This is a genomic window from Franconibacter daqui (assembly GCF_014644275.1).
Lineage (GTDB): Bacteria > Pseudomonadota > Gammaproteobacteria > Enterobacterales > Enterobacteriaceae > Franconibacter > Franconibacter pulveris.
In genome coordinates, this window is sequence record NZ_BMKJ01000005.1 from 102,231 (window position 1) to 119,462 (window position 17,232).

The window sequence follows — 17,232 nt, forward strand, 5'->3', positions numbered from 1 at the left end:
GGACGTGGCAAATCCGTCTCAGCCGCTATTATGGCGAGCATTGCCGCACGATGTCCAACTGTGCCAGAGAAGTATGACAAGAAAGCGCGCGGCCTGCCGAAAATGGACTGAACATATTGAAAAAAGGGCCATTTGGCCCTTTTTATCATTCGTCTGCGGCGTGTCCCTGAGCGGGAAGCGGGAGTCCGTCCAGCCAGGCGGCGCCATCGCGCATCGCCAGACGTCCGTCGACATACCAGCTTACTACCAGCGGGTAAATGGCGTGTTCCTGATGCTGCACGCGGGCGGTTATCTCCTCTTCCGTGTCGCCCGGGAAAACCGGCACTTTCGCCTGCAAAATAACCGGCCCGCCGTCAAGTTCGTCGGTGACGAAATGTACCGAGGTGCCGTGCTCTTCGTCGCCGTTTTCCAGCACCTGGCGGTGCGTATGCAGGCCCGGATACTTCGGCAGCAGGGAAGGGTGAATATTGATAAGCCGCCCCTGATAGCGCGCGACAAAATCGGGACTGAGGATGCGCATATAGCCTGCCAGCACCACGAGGTCAGGCGCGTAGGCGTCGATCTCCTGCATAAGCTCGCGGTCGAAAGCTTCGCGGCTGGCGAACTGCGCCGCTGTCAGCGCATGGGCGGGAATGCCCGCCTCGCGCGCGCGCTCAAGGCCGAACGCGTCGGCCTTATTGCTGAACACCGCTTTAATGGCGCCGTTAATCCGCTTTGTCTCGCAGGCGTCGATAATCGCCTGCAGATTGCTTCCGTTGCCGGAAATAAGCACCACGATGTTTTTCATTACTCAATAACCACGCGCTGTTCGGAATCAGAAGCGTTGATGATACCGATTTTCCACGCCTTTTCACCTTTGCTGTTGAGCAGTTGCAGCGCGCTGTCCACCTCAGAGGCGGGCAGGGCGATAACCATGCCGACGCCGCAGTTGAAGGTGCGATACATCTCGTGACGGCTAACGTTGCCCGCCTGCTGCAGCCAGGTAAACACCGCCGGCCACTGCCATGACGACTCGTCGATAACGGCCTGGGTGTTATCCGGCAGCACGCGCGGAATATTCTCCCAGAAGCCGCCGCCTGTCAGGTGGGCGATAGCATGTACATCGGCTTTCTCAATCAGCTCCAGCACGGATTTGACATAAATGCGCGTCGGCGCCAGCAGGTGATCCGCCAGCGGTTTGCCTTCCAGTTCGGTAGCTTGCGGGTCCGCACCGCTCACCTCAAGGATTTTGCGCACCAGCGAATAGCCGTTGGAGTGCGGGCCGCTGGAGCCAAGGGCTATCAGTACATCGCCATCCGCCACTTTTGCGCCGTCGATAATTTCAGATTTTTCAACCACGCCCACGCAAAAGCCGGCGACGTCGTAATCTTCGCCGTGATACATGCCCGGCATTTCGGCGGTTTCGCCGCCTACCAGCGCGCAACCCGATTGCAGGCAGCCTTCGGCGATGCCGCTAATCACGCTGGAAGCCGTCTCCACGTCCAGTTTGCCGGTCGCGTAATAGTCGAGGAAAAAGAGCGGCTCGGCGCCCTGAACCACCAGGTCGTTAACGCACATGGCGACAAGGTCGATACCGATTGTGTCGTGACGCTTCAGATCCATCGCCAGGCGCAGCTTAGTGCCGACGCCGTCAGTGCCGGAGACCAGCACGGGCTCGCGATATTTTTGCGGCAGAGCGCACAGCGCGCCGAATCCGCCCAGTCCACCCATCACTTCCGGGCGGCGGGTCTTTTTCACTACGCCTTTGATGCGGTCAACCAGAGCGTTGCCTGCGTCAATATCTACACCGGCGTCTTTATAGCTGAGAGAGGTTTTATCGGTCACTGCACAATCCCCACGCGGTTGCGGTTGGTGGTATAAGAGAAAACGCGGCAATTCTAACAGCCAAGGCAAACGTTTGCTATCCCCTTCTCTTTGAGAAAGCGCTTCTGCCTTTGGCTGACTGATTCCCGTTCGCTTGATCGCGATCAAGCCCATTACGTATGGCGCGCGCTTGAAAAAGCGGTATAATCCGGCGATTTTTTTTTGTGGTAGCCACTTTTCTGGGGAGAAAGAGTATGAAGATCGTGGAAGTGAAACACCCACTCGTCAAACACAAGCTTGGCCTGATGCGCGAGCATGACATCAGCACCAAACGCTTTCGTGAACTCGCCTCTGAAGTCGGGAGCCTGCTGACCTACGAAGCGACCTCCGACCTGGCTACCGAAAAAGTAACCATCGAAGGCTGGAACGGCCCGGTGGAAGTTGAACAGATTAAAGGTAAGAAGATTACGGTCGTGCCTATCCTTCGCGCCGGGCTTGGCATGATGGAAGGGGTGCTGGAGCACGTGCCGAGCGCGCGCATCAGCGTGGTAGGCATCTACCGTGACGAAACCACGCTTGAGCCGGTGCCTTACTTCCAGAAACTGGTTTCGAATATCGACGAGCGCATGGCGCTGGTAGTCGACCCGATGCTGGCGACCGGCGGTTCGATGATAGCCACCATCGATCTGCTGAAAAAAGCGGGCTGCAGCAGCATCAAAGTGCTGGTGCTGGTAGCGGCGCCGGAAGGCATCGCGGCGCTGGAAAAAGCGCATCCGGACGTTGAGCTTTACACCGCTTCCATCGACAAAGGACTGAATGAGCACGGATACATTATTCCGGGCCTCGGCGATGCGGGCGACAAGATATTTGGTACGAAATAAAAAATGAGCCGACTTTGATAGTCGGCTTTTTTTTGGTCCAGCAACATAACATTTGCACACAACGACACTTGAGGAAAACACTATGACGCGCCGTGCTATCGGGGTAAGTGAAAGACCGCCGCTTTTACAGACTATCCCGCTTAGTTTGCAGCACCTGTTCGCCATGTTTGGCGCTACCGTGCTGGTGCCAATCCTGTTTCATATTAACCCGGCTACCGTGCTGCTGTTCAACGGCATTGGTACGCTGCTTTATCTCTTTATTTGCAAAGGAAAAATTCCCGCTTATCTGGGCTCAAGCTTTGCCTTCATCTCACCGGTGCTGCTGCTGCTGCCGCTCGGTTATGAGATGGCGCTGGGCGGCTTTATCGTCTGCGGCGCGCTCTTTTGCCTGGTGGCGCTGATCGTGAAAAAAGCGGGAACCGGCTGGCTGGATGTGATGTTCCCGCCTGCGGCGATGGGCGCCATCGTCGCCGTTATCGGCCTTGAGCTGGCGGGCGTCGCCGCCAACATGGCAGGCTTGCTGCCGGCGCAAGGACAGACGGCGGACTCCACGACTATCACCATCTCGCTGGTAACGCTGGCGGTAACGGTATTCGGCTCCGTGCTGTTCCGCGGTTTCCTCGCCATTATCCCGATTTTGATTGGCGTGCTGGCGGGCTACGCGCTCTCTTTTGCGCTGGGCGTTGTGGACACCGCGCCTATCCAGCAGGCGCACTGGTTTGCATTGCCGACGTTCTACACCCCGCGTTTTGAATGGTTCGCCATCTTTACCATTCTGCCTGCGGCGCTGGTGGTTATCGCCGAACACGTCGGTCATCTGGTGGTGACGGCGAACATTGTGAAGAAAGATCTGCTGCGCGACCCGGGCCTGCACCGCTCGATGTTCGCCAACGGTTTCTCCACCATGATTTCCGGTTTCTTCGGCTCCACGCCGAACACCACTTATGGCGAGAATATCGGCGTAATGGCCATCACCCGCGTTTACAGCACCTGGGTTATCGGCGGCGCGGCTATTATCGCCATTCTGCTCTCTTGCGTAGGCAAGCTGGCCGCGGCGATTCAGATAATCCCGGTGCCGGTGATGGGCGGTGTTTCGCTGCTGCTTTACGGCGTAATTGGCGCCTCCGGCATCCGCGTGCTGATCGAATCCAAAGTCGATTACAGCAAAGCGCAGAACCTGATCCTGACCTCCGTGATTCTGATTATTGGCGTGAGCGGTGCGAAAGTGCATGTCGGCGCGGCGGAGTTGAAAGGCATGGCGCTGGCGACTATCGTCGGTGTAGGCCTGAGCCTTATTTTCAAACTTATCAGCGTGTTGCGCCCGGAAGAGGTGGTGCTGGACGCGGATGAGCAGGCTGAAAAACATTCCTGATCGTGATACCGGGCGGCGATCCGCCCGGTTCAACAGCGAAACGATTCTGTGGTAAACTCAGCGCGTTTTTCTGCAAGCCTTTGAAGAGGTCCCTCTGAACACTCCGGCACAGCTCTCTTTGCCGCTCTGGCTGCCCGACGATGAAACCTTCGCAAGTTTCTGGCCGGGTGATAATCCTTCGCTTTTAGCCGCGCTACAGAACGTGCTGCGCCAGGAGCACAGCGGGTATATCTATTTCTGGGCCAGAGAAGGGGCCGGTCGCAGCCACCTGCTGCACGCCGCCTGCGCCGAGCTTTCCCAGCGCGGCGACGCCGTGGGCTACGTTCCGCTCGATAAGCGCACCTGGTTTGTACCGGAAGTGCTGGAAGGAATGGAGCAACTCTCGCTGGTTTGTATCGACAACATCGAATGCATTGCCGGTGACGAGCCCTGGGAGATGGCTATCTTCAATCTCTACAACCGGATCCTGGAGTCGGGCAATACCCGGCTGTTGATCACAGGCGATCGCCCGCCGCGCCAGCTTAACCTGCATCTGCCGGATCTCGCTTCGCGCCTCGACTGGGGGCAAATCTACAAGCTGCAACCGCTTTCGGATGACGATAAGCTGCAGGCGCTGCAACTGCGCGCGCGTTTACGCGGGTTTGAGCTGCCGGAAGATGTGGGACGCTTTCTGCTTAAACGCCTGGATCGCGAGATGCGCACGCTGTTTATGACGCTTGATCAGCTCGACAGAGCGTCTATTACCGCCCAGCGCAAGCTGACCATTCCGTTTGTCAAAGAGATTCTGAATCTGTAGCGGGCAGAGCGCCCGCTACAAAAGGTGAGGATTACAGGATTTCCAGCACTGACTCCGGCGGGCGGCCAATGCGCGCCTGGCCGTTGTTAACCACAACCGGACGTTCAATCAGCTTCGGGTTATTCACCATCGCCGCAATCAACGCTTCGTCGTTTGTTTCATCAGCAAGCTTAAGCTCTTTATAGCAATCTTCTTTGGTGCGCATAAGCTCGCGCGGGCTCTTCATGCCGAGCATGTGCAATAACCCTTTCAGCGTCTGCGCATCGGGCGGCGTATCCAGATAAAGCACTACCTGCGGCTCAACGCCGCGCGCTTTTAACAGGTTCAGCGTTTCACGGCTTTTAGAGCAGCGCGGGTTGTGATAAATCGTCACGTCCTGAGACATGTTTTCTCCTTTTACATTTTTTCGTAAGGGCGGAAGCGCTGCTGTAGCTGGCGCAACTGGTCGATACGGGCGTCGTAGCGCGCCTGCTGGAGGCTGCCGAGCTTCACCTGCGAGCTGGCGCCGCTGAGCAGGCTGATGGCCTGGTCGAGCTTGCCGAGCAGCGCCATGACTTCGGCGCGCGCCGCCAGCTCCTGGTCGCGGTTGCCGAGCTTCGCCTGCGCCTGCGCCAGCAGATCCCAGCCGTTGGTATCGTCCGGATGCGAGAAAGTATAGCGGTTGAGGATTTTCACCGTTTCGCCAGGCTGGCCGCCTTCCAGATAAGCGTTGGCCAGGTTCAGTTGCAGCACCGGGTTATTTTTTAAATCCGGCGCGGTTTTCAGCCGGTTAATGGCGTCGTTCGCTTTGTTCAGACCGAGATCGATATCGGTGGAAAGGTCGAGATACCAGGCGCTGCCGGGCTGGGCGGCCAGCAGCGGCTGCAGCTGACGGCGCGCCTCGGCGAAGTTTTTATCCTGCATCGCCTGCAGCGCGCGGCCATACTGGGCGGCGTGCTGTTCACGCACGTTGCCTTTCGCCAGCGCATCCAGCAGGTCGCTGGTCAACTGGTTGCGCCCCGAATTGTACATGCCGAGCGTACGCACCTTCGCCATATAGAAATCTTCTGACGACTGCGTGACAACCGGGCGCATCTGGTTGGCGCGGTTTCGGGCGTCGGCGAGACGGCTTTCCGGCAATGGGTGAGTCAGCAGAATTTCCGGCGGCCGAGTGGAGTAACGCGCCTGGTCGAGCAGCTTCTCAAGGAAAGTGGGCATCGCTTGCGGGTCGAAGCCTGAACGCTGCAACACCTGAATGCCGATGCGATCCGCTTCCTGTTCGTTTTGCTGCGTAAAGCTAATCACGCCCTGCTGGGTACCGGCGAGCGTGCCGGTGAGCGCCGCCATTCCCGCCTGCGGGCTCGCCATCGCCAGCAGAATCGAACCCAGCGCGCCGACCCAGGTCAGCGGCGCGCTGCGCTTTTGATCTTCCATCGCCCGCGCCAGGTGGCGCTGGGTAACGTGAGAAATTTCATGCGCCATGACCGAGGCGAGCTGGCTTTCGTTATCGGCATAGCGGAACAGCGCAGAATGCAGCACCACATTGCCGCCAAAGAAGGCGAAGGCGTTGATTTCGTCGTTGTTGATTAAAAAGAAGTGAAAGGGGGTCTTTACCGAGTTGGCATGCGAGACCAGCCGCATCCCCAGGCCGTTGATGTACTGCACCAGCAGCGGGTCGTTGATAAGCGGCGCGCTGCCGCGCAGCTGGCGAACATAATAGTCGCCCATCTGCATCTCCTGACCGATGGAGAGCGTGCTTCCTGCCGAGGTTCCCATATCCGGCAGCTGATCGCCCGAATCCGCATAGGCGGGAAGGGCCTGGCCTGCCAGCATGGCGCCGATGAGTGTCGCAACCAGTGTTGTTTTCAACTGCCTGAACATAACCTCTGTCCTGTTTGTCTGAAGTCTCTTTAAGACCGGGCTGGCCTGAATGTGTTCAGCAAAATCCGTGCTTCGGGAGTGTAGCCTGCATCAAGGGTGATGAAAATCATATTCAGCCGACAAACGCTTGTCTTGTGAGCGGGTGAAAAATCGCAGTCTTTTTTGTGACATTTCGATACAATTCGCCCTTCACTTTTCGGCTATTCCTCCGCCGGGGAAGGAGTCTTATGCTTGAGTTGTTAACGCAGTGGTACCGCCGTCGCTTCAGCGACCCGGAAGCCATTGCTCTGCTTGTTATTCTGGTTGCTGGTTTTTGCATCCTCTTCTTTTTGCATGGTCTGCTGGCGCCGCTGCTGGTCGCGATTGTGTTCGCTTACTTACTGGAATGGCCCACCGTGCGGCTTGAGCGCATCGGCTGCTCGCGCCGGCTCGCGGCCACGCTTGTGCTGGTACTCTTTGTCGGCATCGTGCTGGTGATGGCTTTTGTGGTGATCCCCGTCGCGTGGCAGCAGGGGATTTACCTGATTCGCGACATGCCTGGCATGTTTAACAAACTGGCTGATTTCGCCGCGACGTTGCCCAAGCGTTACCCGGCGCTGACGGATGCCGGCATCATTGACGCCATGGCGGAAAACCTGCGCGCCCGCATGTCTGTGTTGGGCGATTCGGTAGTGAAATATTCGCTCGCCTCGCTGGTGGGGCTGTTGACGCTCGCCATTTATCTGGTGCTGGTGCCGCTGATGGTCTTTTTCCTGCTTAAGGATAAAGAGCAGCTGCTCAATGCGGTGCGTCGCGTGCTGCCGCGTAATCGTGGGCTGGCAGGGCAGGTGTGGGTTGAGATGAACCAGCAGGTCACCAATTACATTCGCGGTAAAGTGCTGGAGATGATTGTCGTTGGCGTCGCCACCTGGATTGGCTTCCTTATCTTCGGCCTCAACTACTCGCTGCTGCTGGCGGTGCTGGTGGGGATCTCGGTGCTTATTCCTTATATCGGCGCGTTCGTGGTGACCATTCCGGTTATCTGCGTGGCGCTCTTCCAGTTTGGGCTCGGCACCGAGTTCTGGAGTTGCTTCGCCGTTTACCTCATTATCCAGGGGCTTGACGGCAACCTGCTGGTGCCGGTGCTTTTCTCCGAGGCGGTCAACCTTCATCCGTTGGTTATTATTCTGTCTGTCGTGATTTTCGGCGGGCTGTGGGGCTTCTGGGGCGTCTTCTTCGCCATCCCGCTGGCGACGCTGATTAAAGCCGTGGTTCACGCCTGGCCGGATGATATGTCGCTGGAAGAGAAATAAAAAAAGCCGACCTCAGGTCGGCTTTTTTATAACATGGGTTCAGGCGTTCGCTTTCAGCCAGTTCATCACCACGTCATGGTGATTGCTGGTTTTGAAATCATCGAACACCTTTTCCACTTCGCCGTTAGCGTTAATCAAAAAGCTGATGCGATGAATGCCGTCATAGGTTTTGCCCATAAAAGACTTTTCACCCCAGACGCCGAACGCTTCGCTGACCTGATGATCTTCATCGGAGAGCAGCGTGAAGTTGAGCAGCTCTTTCTCCGCGAAGCGGGAGAGCTTTTCCGGTTTGTCGGTGCTGACGCCCAAAACTTCAACGCCCGCTTTTTTCAACTCGTCCATGTTGTCGCGCAGTCCGCAAGCCTGCACGGTGCAACCCGGCGTCATGGCTTTCGGATAAAAATAGACCAGTACACGCTGTCCCTGGAAGTCGGCCAAATTTACTTGTTCACCGTCCTGATCGGGCAAGCTAAATTTCGGTGCGATATCACCGGCTTTCAGTGGATTCATCACTACACTCCATCCTGTTCATCTTGCTGTGGGTAATTCACCACGCTAATAGTGCCTTGCGCGTTTAGTTCTGTACATAGGTCGCGAAAGGCTTGTTCGATAATTGTCGCATCCTGTGATGCCGGGCTGTGCGCGGTAATCTGAATATAGAGCTGCGCGGCGTTATCCTCCACTGCCGGCTGCGTGCGCGACACCAGTTCGGCAATATTCATATTATGGGCGTCGAACAGCGCCGTGAAACGTTCAATCAGATGCGGCGAATCCGCCACTTCGACTTGCACCCAGACCGAGGCGGGCATCGGCGCGCGGGCCTGCGCGGCGGTGCGCTTCATCACAATCAGCAGTTCAAGCTCGGCGCCCTTGAGCGGCAGCGTGGATTCAATCAGGGTTATCGCGTTCCAGCTGCCGGAAAGCAGCATGATGAAAGTGAACTCTTCACCCAACATCGCCAGACGGCTGTCTTCAATATTACAGCCGCAGCTGCTGACGTGACGAGTGATGGTATTGACGATACCAGGACGGTCCGCGCCCAGCGCCGTGATGACCAGATAATGCTGTGATGAGGGTTCCAAACGGGTTATTCCTGTGAAGCAGTGAAGTAAACTCTAGGAAAGCATAAAAAAAACCGGCATACAACCGCGTAGCCCGGCATGGCCGCTTGCTTTTATTACGACTCCAAACGTACCATTGTGACACTTGTTTGTGGAGAGGATGGCCAATGTTCACGGGAAGTATTGTCGCGCTTATCACACCGATGGATGACAAAGGTAATGTCTGCCGGTCGAGCCTGAAAAAACTGATTGATTACCATGTCGCCAGCGGAACGTCGGCGATCGTTTCGGTAGGGACTACCGGTGAATCCGCAACGCTGAGTCATGATGAGCATGGCGACGTAGTGATGATGACGCTTGAGCTGGCTGACGGGCGTATTCCTGTTATCGCCGGCACCGGCGCGAACGCCACTTCCGAAGCCATTAGCCTCACCCAGCGTTTCAACGACAGCGGCGTCGTGGGCTGTCTGACCGTCACGCCCTACTACAACCGCCCGACGCAGGAAGGGCTGTTCCAGCACTTTAAAGCTATCGCTGAACATACCGATTTACCGCAAATCCTCTACAATGTACCGTCCCGTACCGGTTGCGATATGCTGCCGGAAACCGTAGGCCGCCTGTCGAAAGTCAAAAATATTGTCGGCATTAAAGAAGCGACAGGGAACTTAACGCGAGTTAACCAGATCAAAGAGCTGGTTGCAGATGAGTTCATTCTGCTGAGCGGCGATGACGCCAGCGCGCTGGATTTCATGCAGCTTGGCGGACATGGCGTCATTTCCGTTACCGCAAACGTGGCGGCGCGCGAAATGGCGGAAGTCTGCAAACTTGCCGCTCAGGGGCAGTTTAAAGAGGCGCATCGCGTTAACCAGCGCCTGATGCCGCTGCACTATAAATTATTTGTCGAACCCAATCCGATCCCGGTGAAATGGGCCTGTAAGGAGTTGGGACTTGTGGCGACCGATACGCTTCGCCTGCCAATGACGCCTATCACCGACGCAGGTCGTGAAGCTGTCAGCCAGGCGCTTAAGCATGCCGGTTTGCTGTAAAGTTTAGGGAGATTTGATGGCTTACTCAGTACAGAAGTCGCACGTGGCGAAAGTGGTTACCGTTTCACTGGTGATGCTGCTTGCCGCCTGTAGTTCCGATTCACGTTACAAGCGTCAGGTCAGCGGCGACGAGTCTTATCTCGATGCCGCGCCGCTGGCGGAACTGCACGCCCCGGCCGGGATGATTTTACCGGTACAGAACGGCGACTATAACATCCCCGTGACCAACGGCAGCGGCCCGGTCGGCAAAGCGCTGGACATTCGTCCGCCCGCTCAGCCGCTGGCGCTGGTAAACGGCGGTCGCACCCAGTTTACGGGCGACACTTCTACGCTGCTGCTTGAAAGCGGCCGCAACGGCTCGCTCTGGCCACAGGTTGTCAGCGTGGTGCAGGCGAACAACTACACCATCACCAAACGTGACGATGCAGGCCAGACGCTGACCACCGACTGGGTACAGTGGAACCGTGCGGATGAAGACGAGCAGTATCGCGGACGCTATCAAATCACCGTACAGCCGCAGGGTTACCAGCAGGCGCTGGTGGTGAAACTGCTGAATCTGGAGCAGAGCGGTAAACCGGTAGGCGACGCGGCTTCCATGCAGCGCTACAGCGCCGAGATGCTGAACGCTATCTCCGCGGGGCTGGATAAGAACTTAACCGCGCGTCAGAACGCCGCTGACAACCGCAACGCGTCGCAAATCGACGTGCAGAGCGGCGCAGACGATGTCGGTCTGCCAGTGCTGGTGGTGCGCGCGCCGTTTAACGTCGTCTGGAATCGCCTGCCGGCCACTCTTGAAAAAGTGGGCATGAAAGTGACGGACTCCACCCGCTCGCAGGGCAGCCTGGCGGTGACGTACAAACCGCTGTCTGACAGCGACTGGCAAGCGCTGGGCGCACGCGACCCGCACCTGCCTGGCGGCGACTACAAGCTGCAGGTCGGCGATCTGGATAACCGCAGCAGCCTGCAATTTATCGACCCGAAAGGGCATACGCTGACGCAGGCGCAAAACGATGCGCTGGTGGCCGTATTCCAGGCCGCATTCAGCAAATAATCGCAGGGCCGGAAGATTCCGGCCCTTTTTTATTCCTTCTACGCAAACGTGTGCGTAGAATTGGGCGCAACCTTTTTTGTGTTAAATCATCAGGCCGCCCGGGCGGTCATCCCTACCTGGAGTAATAAAGATGCAAAAGCAAGCTGAGTTGTATCGTGGCAAAGCGAAAACCGTATACAGCACGGAAAATCCGGATCTGTTGGTGCTCGAATTCCGCAATGATACGTCAGCAGGAGACGGCGCGCGTATTGAACAGTTTGATCGCAAAGGCATGGTGAATAACAAGTTCAACCACTTCATCATGACCAAACTGGCGGATGCGGGCATCCCGACTCAGATGGAGCGCCTGCTCTCTGATACCGAATCGCTGGTGAAAAAGCTGGAGATGGTGCCGGTCGAGTGCGTAATCCGCAACCGCGCCGCCGGTTCGCTGGTCAAGCGTCTCGGTATTGAAGAAGGCATCGAACTCACTCCGCCGCTGTTCGACCTCTTTTTGAAAAACGACGCCATGCATGACCCGATGGTTAACGAGTCTTACTGCGAAACGTTCGGCTGGGTGAGCAAAGAGAACCTGGCGCGCATGAAAGAGCTGACTTACAAAGCGAATGATGTGCTGAAAAAACTGTTCGACGATGCCGGGCTGATTCTGGTCGACTTCAAGCTGGAATTCGGACTTTATAAAGGCGAAGTGGTATTGGGCGATGAGTTCTCACCCGATGGCGCGCGCCTGTGGGATAAAGAAACGATGGACAAAATGGACAAAGACCGTTTTCGTCAGAGCCTCGGCGGGCTTATCGAAGCTTATGAAGAAGTCGCACGCCGTCTTGGCGTTAAACTAGACTAACCGGGCAATCGTTTCCCTCGCTGCCGGGGCGCAAACCTCTTCGTCCCGGCGCACTGCCTCCGCTTTCTTATGGTAATCCTCCCATTAACCACCTACGATCTCCTTATTACTCGATTGGTAGCAAGGAGAAAGCTATGCGTTGGCAGGGTCGTCGCGAAAGCGACAATGTAGAAGACAGAAGAAACCAGCCCGGCGGTCCGATGATGGGCGGCGGCGGGTTTCGCTTGCCGGGCGGCAAAGGCGGCATTGTTCTGTTGATTATTGTGATGGTGGCGGGCTATTACGGCGTGGATCTGACGTCGCTGCTTACCGGCGGTCAGCCGCTCACGCAGCAAACCCAGACCCGCTCTATCAGCCCGGATGAGGATGAAGCGGCGAAATTCACTTCCGTTATTCTCGCCACAACGGAGGATACCTGGGGCCAGCTGTTCGAGCAGATGGGCCACAGCTATCAGCAGCCTAAGCTTGTGATGTACCGCGGCGCCACGCGTACCGGCTGCGGCACGGGACAGTCCGTCATGGGCCCCTTTTACTGCCCCGCGGACAGCACGGTCTATATCGACCTCTCTTTCTATGACGAAATGAAAACCAAGCTCGGCGCAGATGGCGACTTCGCCCAGGGGTATGTTATTGCGCATGAAGTAGGCCATCACGTACAGAAGCTGCTGGGCATTGAGCCAAAAGTGCGTCAGATGCAGCAGAACGCTTCGCAAACTGAAGTGAACCACCTCTCCGTGCGTATGGAACTGCAGGCGGACTGCTTTGCAGGCGTCTGGGGACATAATATGCAGCAACAGGGGGTGCTGGAAACGGGTGATATCCAGGAAGCGCTGAACGCCGCCCAGGCGATTGGCGACGACCGTCTGCAACAGCAAAGCCAGGGGCGCGTTGTACCGGACAGCTTTACCCATGGCACTTCCGAACAACGCTACAGCTGGTTCAAACGCGGCTTCGACAGCGGCGATCCGAAGCAGTGCAATACCTTTGGCAAAAGCCTTTAATCTTCGCAGCTAACCGCAAGGACGCTCTATGAAGCCCCTGATCCACGCCGCCGCCGAGATGGCAGAAAGCGGTATTCGTCGTCTTTTAGTTATCAGCGGCGAAAACGCCTGGTGCGAAGAGCAGGCCGTAACGCTTGCCCGCACTCTGCCCGGAGACTGGCTGTGGGTCGGCAACGCCCCCGGCCTGCCGGTCAATTGCGCGCCTTCCGCGGTGCGCACGCTGTTAGGTCAGGAGTTTCTCCATGCGGTGTTTGACGCGCGAAGCGGTCTGGACGCCGAAGCGCTGGCGGTACTGGCAGGCACGCTGAAGGCGGGAAGCTGGCTGGTGTTGCTCACGCCAGACTGGACGGCATGGCCTGAACAGGCGGACAGCGACGCCGCACGCTGGAGCGACAGCCCTCAGCCCATCGCCACGCCGCATTTTATTCACCACCTCCAGAGAAGCATGCAAAGCGATGCGGAGGTCGTGTGCTGGCGTCAGGATCAGCGCTTCGAACTGAAACCTTTTCCCTTACGCCCACGCTGGCAAGCCGCCAGCGGCGCTCCGCAGCAGGAGCAGGAGAGGATACTGACGGAGCTGCTCGCCATGGCGCCCGGCGTGGCGGTCGTTACCGCGCCGCGCGGGCGAGGCAAATCGGCGCTGGCGGGCATGCTGCTGGCGCGTCTTGCAGGCTCCGGGCTGGTGACAGCGCCCTCCCGCGCGGCGACCGATGTTATCGCCGCGCATGCCAACGAGGCGTTTGAGTTTGTGGCGCCCGACGCGCTTCTTGCTGCGCTGCCTTCGCTTCATGCCGACTGGCTTATTATTGACGAAGCGGCCGCGCTGCCGGGGCCGGTGCTAAGAAAGCTGATTCACCGTTTTGCCCGCGTTCTGCTCACAACGACCATTCAGGGCTACGAAGGCACCGGACGCGGCTTCTTGCTAAAGTTCTGCGCCTCGGTGCCGCAGTTGCGCCAGTATTCGTTAAGCGCCCCGATCCGGTGGGCTATGGGCGATCCGCTTGAGCGCTTTATCGCCGGCGCCCTGTTATTTGACGATGAAGATTTTAGCGATGCGCCGCAGGGGGAAATCCACTTCAGCGTGGTGGAACAAACGGCCTGGGACCAGCAGCCTGAGCGGGCGGCTGGGCTTTATCGCCTGCTTTCGGGCGCGCATTACCGCACCTCGCCGCTGGATTTACGCCGCATGATGGATGCGCCGGGGCAGCGCTTTATCGCCGCTGCGACGGCGGAAAAAACCGTAGGCGCGCTGTGGCTGGTGGAGGAGGGCGGATTAGGCGACGCGCTGAGCCAGGCCGTCTGGGCCGGTTTTCGCCGCCCGCGCGGCAATCTGGTCGCGCAGTCGCTCGCCGCGCACGGCGGCGATCCGCTGGCGGCGACGCTGAAAGGCTGGCGCGTTAGCCGCATTGCGGTGCACCCGGCTCGTCAGCGCGAAGGAGCGGGTCAGGCGCTGGTGGCGTTTGCGCGTCGACATCTGCCCGCCTGCGACTATCTCTCCGTCAGTTTTGGTTATACGCCGGAGCTGTGGCGTTTCTGGCAAGCGTGCGGCTTTACGCTGGTGCGTTTCGGCAGTCACCGGGAAGCCAGCAGCGGTTGTTACACGGCGATGGCGTTATTCCCGCTCACCCCTGAAGGTGAATCGCTCACCCGTCTTGCGCACCAGCGGTTACAACGTGATGCCGGGTGGCTGCAACCCTGGGTGGAGGAAGCGCTGCCTGTCAGCGGTAAAGCGTCTACCCTTAATGAGAGTGACTGGCGGGAGCTGGCGGGCTTTGCCTGGGCCCATCGTCCGCTGGAAACGTCTGTTGGTAGCCTGCACCGTTTGCTGCACGCCAGTTCTTTGCCGTTGCTGGCGTTGCGGGGACGGCTGGAAAAGCGCCTGGCGCTAAACGTATTGTGTCGGCAGCTGCGGCTTTCCGGGCGCAAAGCGCTATTGGCGGTTCAGCGTCGGGAAGCGGCAATGGCGCTCGCTTCTCTCGATGCGGCGCGCGCGCAGGCGCTAAAAGAGTGGGTTTTGCAACTGCAATTTTTCCACTAACTCATTCAGTTAAATGGCATGGTCATTATCTCTGGCAGGCGTAGACTGCCTTCTGTTAACTAAGGAGACCGCCATGAAACCCGAACATTACATTGTGCAAAGTCCTGTCGCTCCGGCAAAACAGCTGCTGTTGCTGTTTCATGGCGTGGGCGATAACCCGGTCTCTATGGGCGAGATTGGCAGCTACTTCGCGCCGCTTTTCCCTGAAGCGCTGGTCGTTAGCATTGGCGGTCCTTGCGCAAGCGGCCCTGCGCCGGGACGGGAGTGGTTTTCGGTTCAGGATGTTACTGAAGAAAACCGCCAGCAGCGGGTTGATGCCGTGATGCCGACTTTTCTGAGCGTGGTGCGTTACTGGCAAGAGCATAGCGGCGTTGACCCCAGCGCCACGGCGCTGATTGGCTTTTCACAGGGTGCCATCATGGCGCTGGAAGGCATTAAGGCGCAGCCGGGACTGGCCGCCAGAGTTATCGCCTTCAATGGCCGCTTTGCCGAGCTTCCCGAGGAGGCCACCACCGCCACTACCGTGCACCTTATTCACGGCGAAGAGGACCCGGTGATTGACCCCCGCCACGCTCAGGCCGCCGAAGAGGCGCTGATTCGCGCGGGCGGCGATGTAACGCTGGACATCGTCGAAGACCTGGGACACGCCATCGATAACCGCAGCATGCAACTGGCGCTCGATCACCTGCGTTATACGGTGCCGAAGCACTACTTCGACGAAGCGCTGAGCGGCGGCAAACCGAAAGATGACGACATTATCGAAATGCTCTGAAATCGGAGCGCGGCAGTAATAAAAAAGGCAAGCCATCAGGCTTGCCTTTTTACGTTATCGGGCTTGCGAGTTATTTCTTTTTCGGCCAGTCGTCATCATCGTCCCACTTGTCGTTGAAGTCGCGATGCGGCGGGAGTTCCGGGCGGTTATCCATAAATTTTTTATGGTCCACCCGCTTTAAATCTTTAATGACGTTCAGCAGGACGCCGAGCAGAAAAACCAGCACCAGCACCCACCAGTATTTAGAAAGCCATTCCATGCGCCTGTCCTCTTTGCCGGAGCGCTTGTCAGGCGACAAGCTGCTCCATCACGCGTTGATACATACGAGCCAGCAGTTGCAGATCCGACGCCTTCACGCATTCGTTGATTTTATGAATGGTGGCGTTGACCGGACCAAGTTCGACGACCTGCGCGCCCATGCGGGCGATAAAGCGTCCGTCGGAGGTGCCGCCTGTGGTCAGCAACTGCGGTTTGATTTCATTATAGTGGTGAACGGCGTTTACTACCGCATCCACCAGCTTGCCGCGGTCTGTTAAGAACGGCTGCCCGGAGAGCCACCAGTCGAGGGTATAGCGCAGCTGGTATTTGTCCAGCAGCGCCTGTACGCGTTGCTGAATAATTTCCGCCGTCACCTGGGTGCTGAAGCGGAAGTTAAACTGTACAAACAGGTCGCCCGGGATAACGTTGTTGCTGCCGGTACCGGCCTGAATATTGGCGATTTGCATGCTGGTGGGCGGGAAGTAGGCGTTGCCCTGATCCCATTCGATAGCAACCAGCTCGTTCAGCATGGGAGCGGCGCGGTGCACCGGGTTATCCGCCAGATGAGGATAGGCGACATGCCCCTGCACGCCATGCACGGTCAGGTTGCAGGTAAGCGACCCCCGACGGCCGTTTTTTACTACGTCGCCAACCACTTCGCTGCTGGAAGGTTCGCCAACGAGGCAGTAATCCAGCCGTTCATTGCGCGCCATCAGCGTTTCCACCACCTTGACGGTGCCGTTAACCGCGCTCGCTTCTTCGTCAGAGGTGATTAAAAAAGCCAGCCGACCGCGGTGATGTGGGTACTGCGCAACAAAACGCTCCGCCGCCACCACCATTGCCGCAAGCGAGCCTTTCATATCGGCCGCGCCGCGACCGAACAGCATGCCGTCGCGAATGGTGGGTTCAAAAGGCGGATTGATCCAGCGATCGACATCGCCTGCCGGCACGACGTCAGTATGCCCGGCGAACGCCAGCGTCTCGCCTTTGCCGCGCCACGCCCAGAAATTCTGCGTGTCGCCGAAGTCCATGCGCTCTACCGTAAAACCGATGGCGCGCAGACGTTCGATAAGCAACGCCTGGCAGCCTGCGTCATCAGGACTCAGGGAGGGACGACGAATAAGCTGCTGCGTCAGCTCAATTACCGGGCAAGACAT

The 17,232-nt window shown here is 57.9% G+C and carries 18 protein-coding genes; 10 read left to right on the forward strand and 8 right to left on the reverse strand.

The window, feature by feature from the left end:
• Window positions 1-145: 145 nt before the first annotated feature.
• On the reverse strand, window positions 146-787 hold the full coding sequence (gene purN, locus IEX01_RS16135) for a phosphoribosylglycinamide formyltransferase (protein ID WP_024558719.1): 642 nt from the start codon (window positions 785-787) through the stop codon (window positions 146-148).
• Window positions 787-1,824, reverse strand: a complete 1,038-nt coding sequence (purM, locus tag IEX01_RS16140) for a phosphoribosylformylglycinamidine cyclo-ligase (RefSeq protein WP_188724171.1) — start codon at window positions 1,822-1,824, stop codon at window positions 787-789. The genes purN and purM overlap by 1 nt, the downstream gene beginning before the upstream one ends.
• Window positions 1,825-2,057: 233 nt before the next feature.
• On the opposite strand from purM, the gene upp reads away from it, so the two are divergent.
• The 3 genes from upp to IEX01_RS16155 all read left to right on the forward strand — a co-directional run bounded on the left by upp (window position 2,058) and on the right by IEX01_RS16155 (window position 4,852).
• Entirely contained in the window at window positions 2,058-2,684 is a 627-nt protein-coding gene (gene upp, locus IEX01_RS16145; RefSeq protein ID WP_024558717.1) for a uracil phosphoribosyltransferase, read from the forward strand.
• An 82-nt stretch (window positions 2,685-2,766) separates the two neighbouring features.
• Window positions 2,767-4,056, forward strand: coding sequence for a uracil permease (gene uraA / locus IEX01_RS16150; protein WP_024558716.1), 1,290 nt, complete (start codon window positions 2,767-2,769; stop codon window positions 4,054-4,056).
• 94 nt (window positions 4,057-4,150) lie between these two features.
• On the forward strand, window positions 4,151-4,852 hold the full coding sequence (locus IEX01_RS16155; protein WP_024555087.1) for a DnaA inactivator Hda: 702 nt from the start codon (window positions 4,151-4,153) through the stop codon (window positions 4,850-4,852).
• Window positions 4,853-4,883: 31 nt separating this feature from the next.
• On the opposite strand, the gene arsC is transcribed toward IEX01_RS16155, so the two are convergent.
• Entirely contained in the window at window positions 4,884-5,237 is a 354-nt protein-coding gene (arsC, locus tag IEX01_RS16160; RefSeq protein WP_024558715.1) for an arsenate reductase (glutaredoxin), read from the reverse strand.
• Window positions 5,238-5,248: 11 nt separating this feature from the next.
• A complete protein-coding gene (gene bepA, locus IEX01_RS16165) occupies window positions 5,249-6,712 on the reverse strand; it encodes a beta-barrel assembly-enhancing protease (protein WP_024558714.1) in 1,464 nt (487 codons plus the stop codon).
• Window positions 6,713-6,939: 227 nt separating this feature from the next.
• Here bepA and IEX01_RS16170 point away from each other — a divergent pair, with 227 nt between their 5' ends.
• Complete coding sequence (locus tag IEX01_RS16170) at window positions 6,940-8,004, forward strand: AI-2E family transporter (RefSeq protein WP_024558713.1); 1,065 nt, start codon at window positions 6,940-6,942, stop codon at window positions 8,002-8,004.
• Between the two features lie 39 nt (window positions 8,005-8,043).
• Here the strand turns inward: IEX01_RS16170 and bcp are convergent, their stop codons facing one another.
• On the reverse strand, window positions 8,044-8,514 hold the full coding sequence (bcp, locus tag IEX01_RS16175; protein WP_024558712.1) for a thioredoxin-dependent thiol peroxidase: 471 nt from the start codon (window positions 8,512-8,514) through the stop codon (window positions 8,044-8,046).
• Between the two features lie 2 nt (window positions 8,515-8,516).
• Window positions 8,517-9,086, reverse strand: a complete 570-nt coding sequence (locus tag IEX01_RS16180; protein ID WP_024558711.1) for a glycine cleavage system transcriptional repressor — start codon at window positions 9,084-9,086, stop codon at window positions 8,517-8,519.
• A 146-nt stretch (window positions 9,087-9,232) separates the two neighbouring features.
• Here IEX01_RS16180 and dapA point away from each other — a divergent pair, with 146 nt between their 5' ends.
• The 6 genes from dapA (at window position 9,233) to ypfH (ending at window position 15,817) form a co-directional block, all read left to right on the forward strand.
• Window positions 9,233-10,111 (forward strand): 4-hydroxy-tetrahydrodipicolinate synthase, encoded by an 879-nt coding sequence (gene dapA / locus IEX01_RS16185; RefSeq protein WP_024558710.1) that lies wholly within the window; start codon window positions 9,233-9,235, stop codon window positions 10,109-10,111.
• Between the two features lie 16 nt (window positions 10,112-10,127).
• Complete coding sequence (gene bamC, locus IEX01_RS16190; RefSeq protein WP_188724172.1) at window positions 10,128-11,162, forward strand: outer membrane protein assembly factor BamC; 1,035 nt, start codon at window positions 10,128-10,130, stop codon at window positions 11,160-11,162.
• Between the two features lie 130 nt (window positions 11,163-11,292).
• Window positions 11,293-12,006: a phosphoribosylaminoimidazolesuccinocarboxamide synthase gene (gene purC, locus IEX01_RS16195; protein ID WP_024558708.1), complete on the forward strand. Its 714-nt coding sequence runs from the start codon at window positions 11,293-11,295 to the stop codon at window positions 12,004-12,006.
• A 134-nt stretch (window positions 12,007-12,140) separates the two neighbouring features.
• The gene (gene ypfJ, locus IEX01_RS16200) at window positions 12,141-13,007 is read left to right on the forward strand and encodes a KPN_02809 family neutral zinc metallopeptidase (protein ID WP_024558707.1); all 867 of its coding nucleotides are present in this window, start codon (window positions 12,141-12,143) and stop codon (window positions 13,005-13,007) included.
• 28 nt (window positions 13,008-13,035) lie between these two features.
• Entirely contained in the window at window positions 13,036-15,045 is a 2,010-nt protein-coding gene (locus tag IEX01_RS16205; RefSeq protein WP_229701867.1) for a tRNA(Met) cytidine acetyltransferase TmcA, read from the forward strand.
• Between the two features lie 73 nt (window positions 15,046-15,118).
• Entirely contained in the window at window positions 15,119-15,817 is a 699-nt protein-coding gene (ypfH, locus tag IEX01_RS16210) for an esterase (RefSeq protein WP_024558705.1), read from the forward strand.
• A gap of 70 nt (window positions 15,818-15,887) precedes the next feature.
• Here ypfH and IEX01_RS16215 read toward each other — a convergent pair whose 3' ends face one another.
• The gene (locus IEX01_RS16215; protein ID WP_024558704.1) at window positions 15,888-16,076 is read right to left on the reverse strand and encodes a YpfN family protein; all 189 of its coding nucleotides are present in this window, start codon (window positions 16,074-16,076) and stop codon (window positions 15,888-15,890) included.
• Window positions 16,077-16,104: 28 nt separating this feature from the next.
• Window positions 16,105-17,232 (reverse strand): succinyl-diaminopimelate desuccinylase, encoded by a 1,128-nt coding sequence (gene dapE / locus IEX01_RS16220; RefSeq protein ID WP_024558703.1) that lies wholly within the window; start codon window positions 17,230-17,232, stop codon window positions 16,105-16,107.

Bases quoted from the DNA above. Each gene is read 5' to 3' on its own strand.
- bcp (WP_024558712.1), bottom strand. From the start codon at position 8,514: ATGAATCCACTGAAAGCCGGTGATATCGCACCGAAATTTAGCTTGCCC.
- purC (WP_024558708.1), top strand. From the start codon at position 11,293: ATGCAAAAGCAAGCTGAGTTGTATCGTGGCAAAGCGAAAACCGTATAC.
- IEX01_RS16170 (WP_024558713.1), top strand. From the start codon at position 6,940: ATGCTTGAGTTGTTAACGCAGTGGTACCGCCGTCGCTTCAGCGACCCG.
- dapE (WP_024558703.1), bottom strand. From the start codon at position 17,232: ATGTCTTGCCCGGTAATTGAGCTGACGCAGCAGCTTATTCGTCGTCCC.
- bamC (WP_188724172.1), top strand. From the start codon at position 10,128: ATGGCTTACTCAGTACAGAAGTCGCACGTGGCGAAAGTGGTTACCGTT.
- uraA (WP_024558716.1), top strand. From the start codon at position 2,767: ATGACGCGCCGTGCTATCGGGGTAAGTGAAAGACCGCCGCTTTTACAG.
- dapA (WP_024558710.1), top strand. From the start codon at position 9,233: ATGTTCACGGGAAGTATTGTCGCGCTTATCACACCGATGGATGACAAA.
- IEX01_RS16215 (WP_024558704.1), bottom strand. From the start codon at position 16,076: ATGGAATGGCTTTCTAAATACTGGTGGGTGCTGGTGCTGGTTTTTCTG.
- arsC (WP_024558715.1), bottom strand. From the start codon at position 5,237: ATGTCTCAGGACGTGACGATTTATCACAACCCGCGCTGCTCTAAAAGC.
- IEX01_RS16205 (WP_229701867.1), top strand. From the start codon at position 13,036: ATGAAGCCCCTGATCCACGCCGCCGCCGAGATGGCAGAAAGCGGTATT.
- bepA (WP_024558714.1), bottom strand. From the start codon at position 6,712: ATGTTCAGGCAGTTGAAAACAACACTGGTTGCGACACTCATCGGCGCC.
- ypfJ (WP_024558707.1), top strand. From the start codon at position 12,141: ATGCGTTGGCAGGGTCGTCGCGAAAGCGACAATGTAGAAGACAGAAGA.
- upp (WP_024558717.1), top strand. From the start codon at position 2,058: ATGAAGATCGTGGAAGTGAAACACCCACTCGTCAAACACAAGCTTGGC.
- purN (WP_024558719.1), bottom strand. From the start codon at position 787: ATGAAAAACATCGTGGTGCTTATTTCCGGCAACGGAAGCAATCTGCAG.
- ypfH (WP_024558705.1), top strand. From the start codon at position 15,119: ATGAAACCCGAACATTACATTGTGCAAAGTCCTGTCGCTCCGGCAAAA.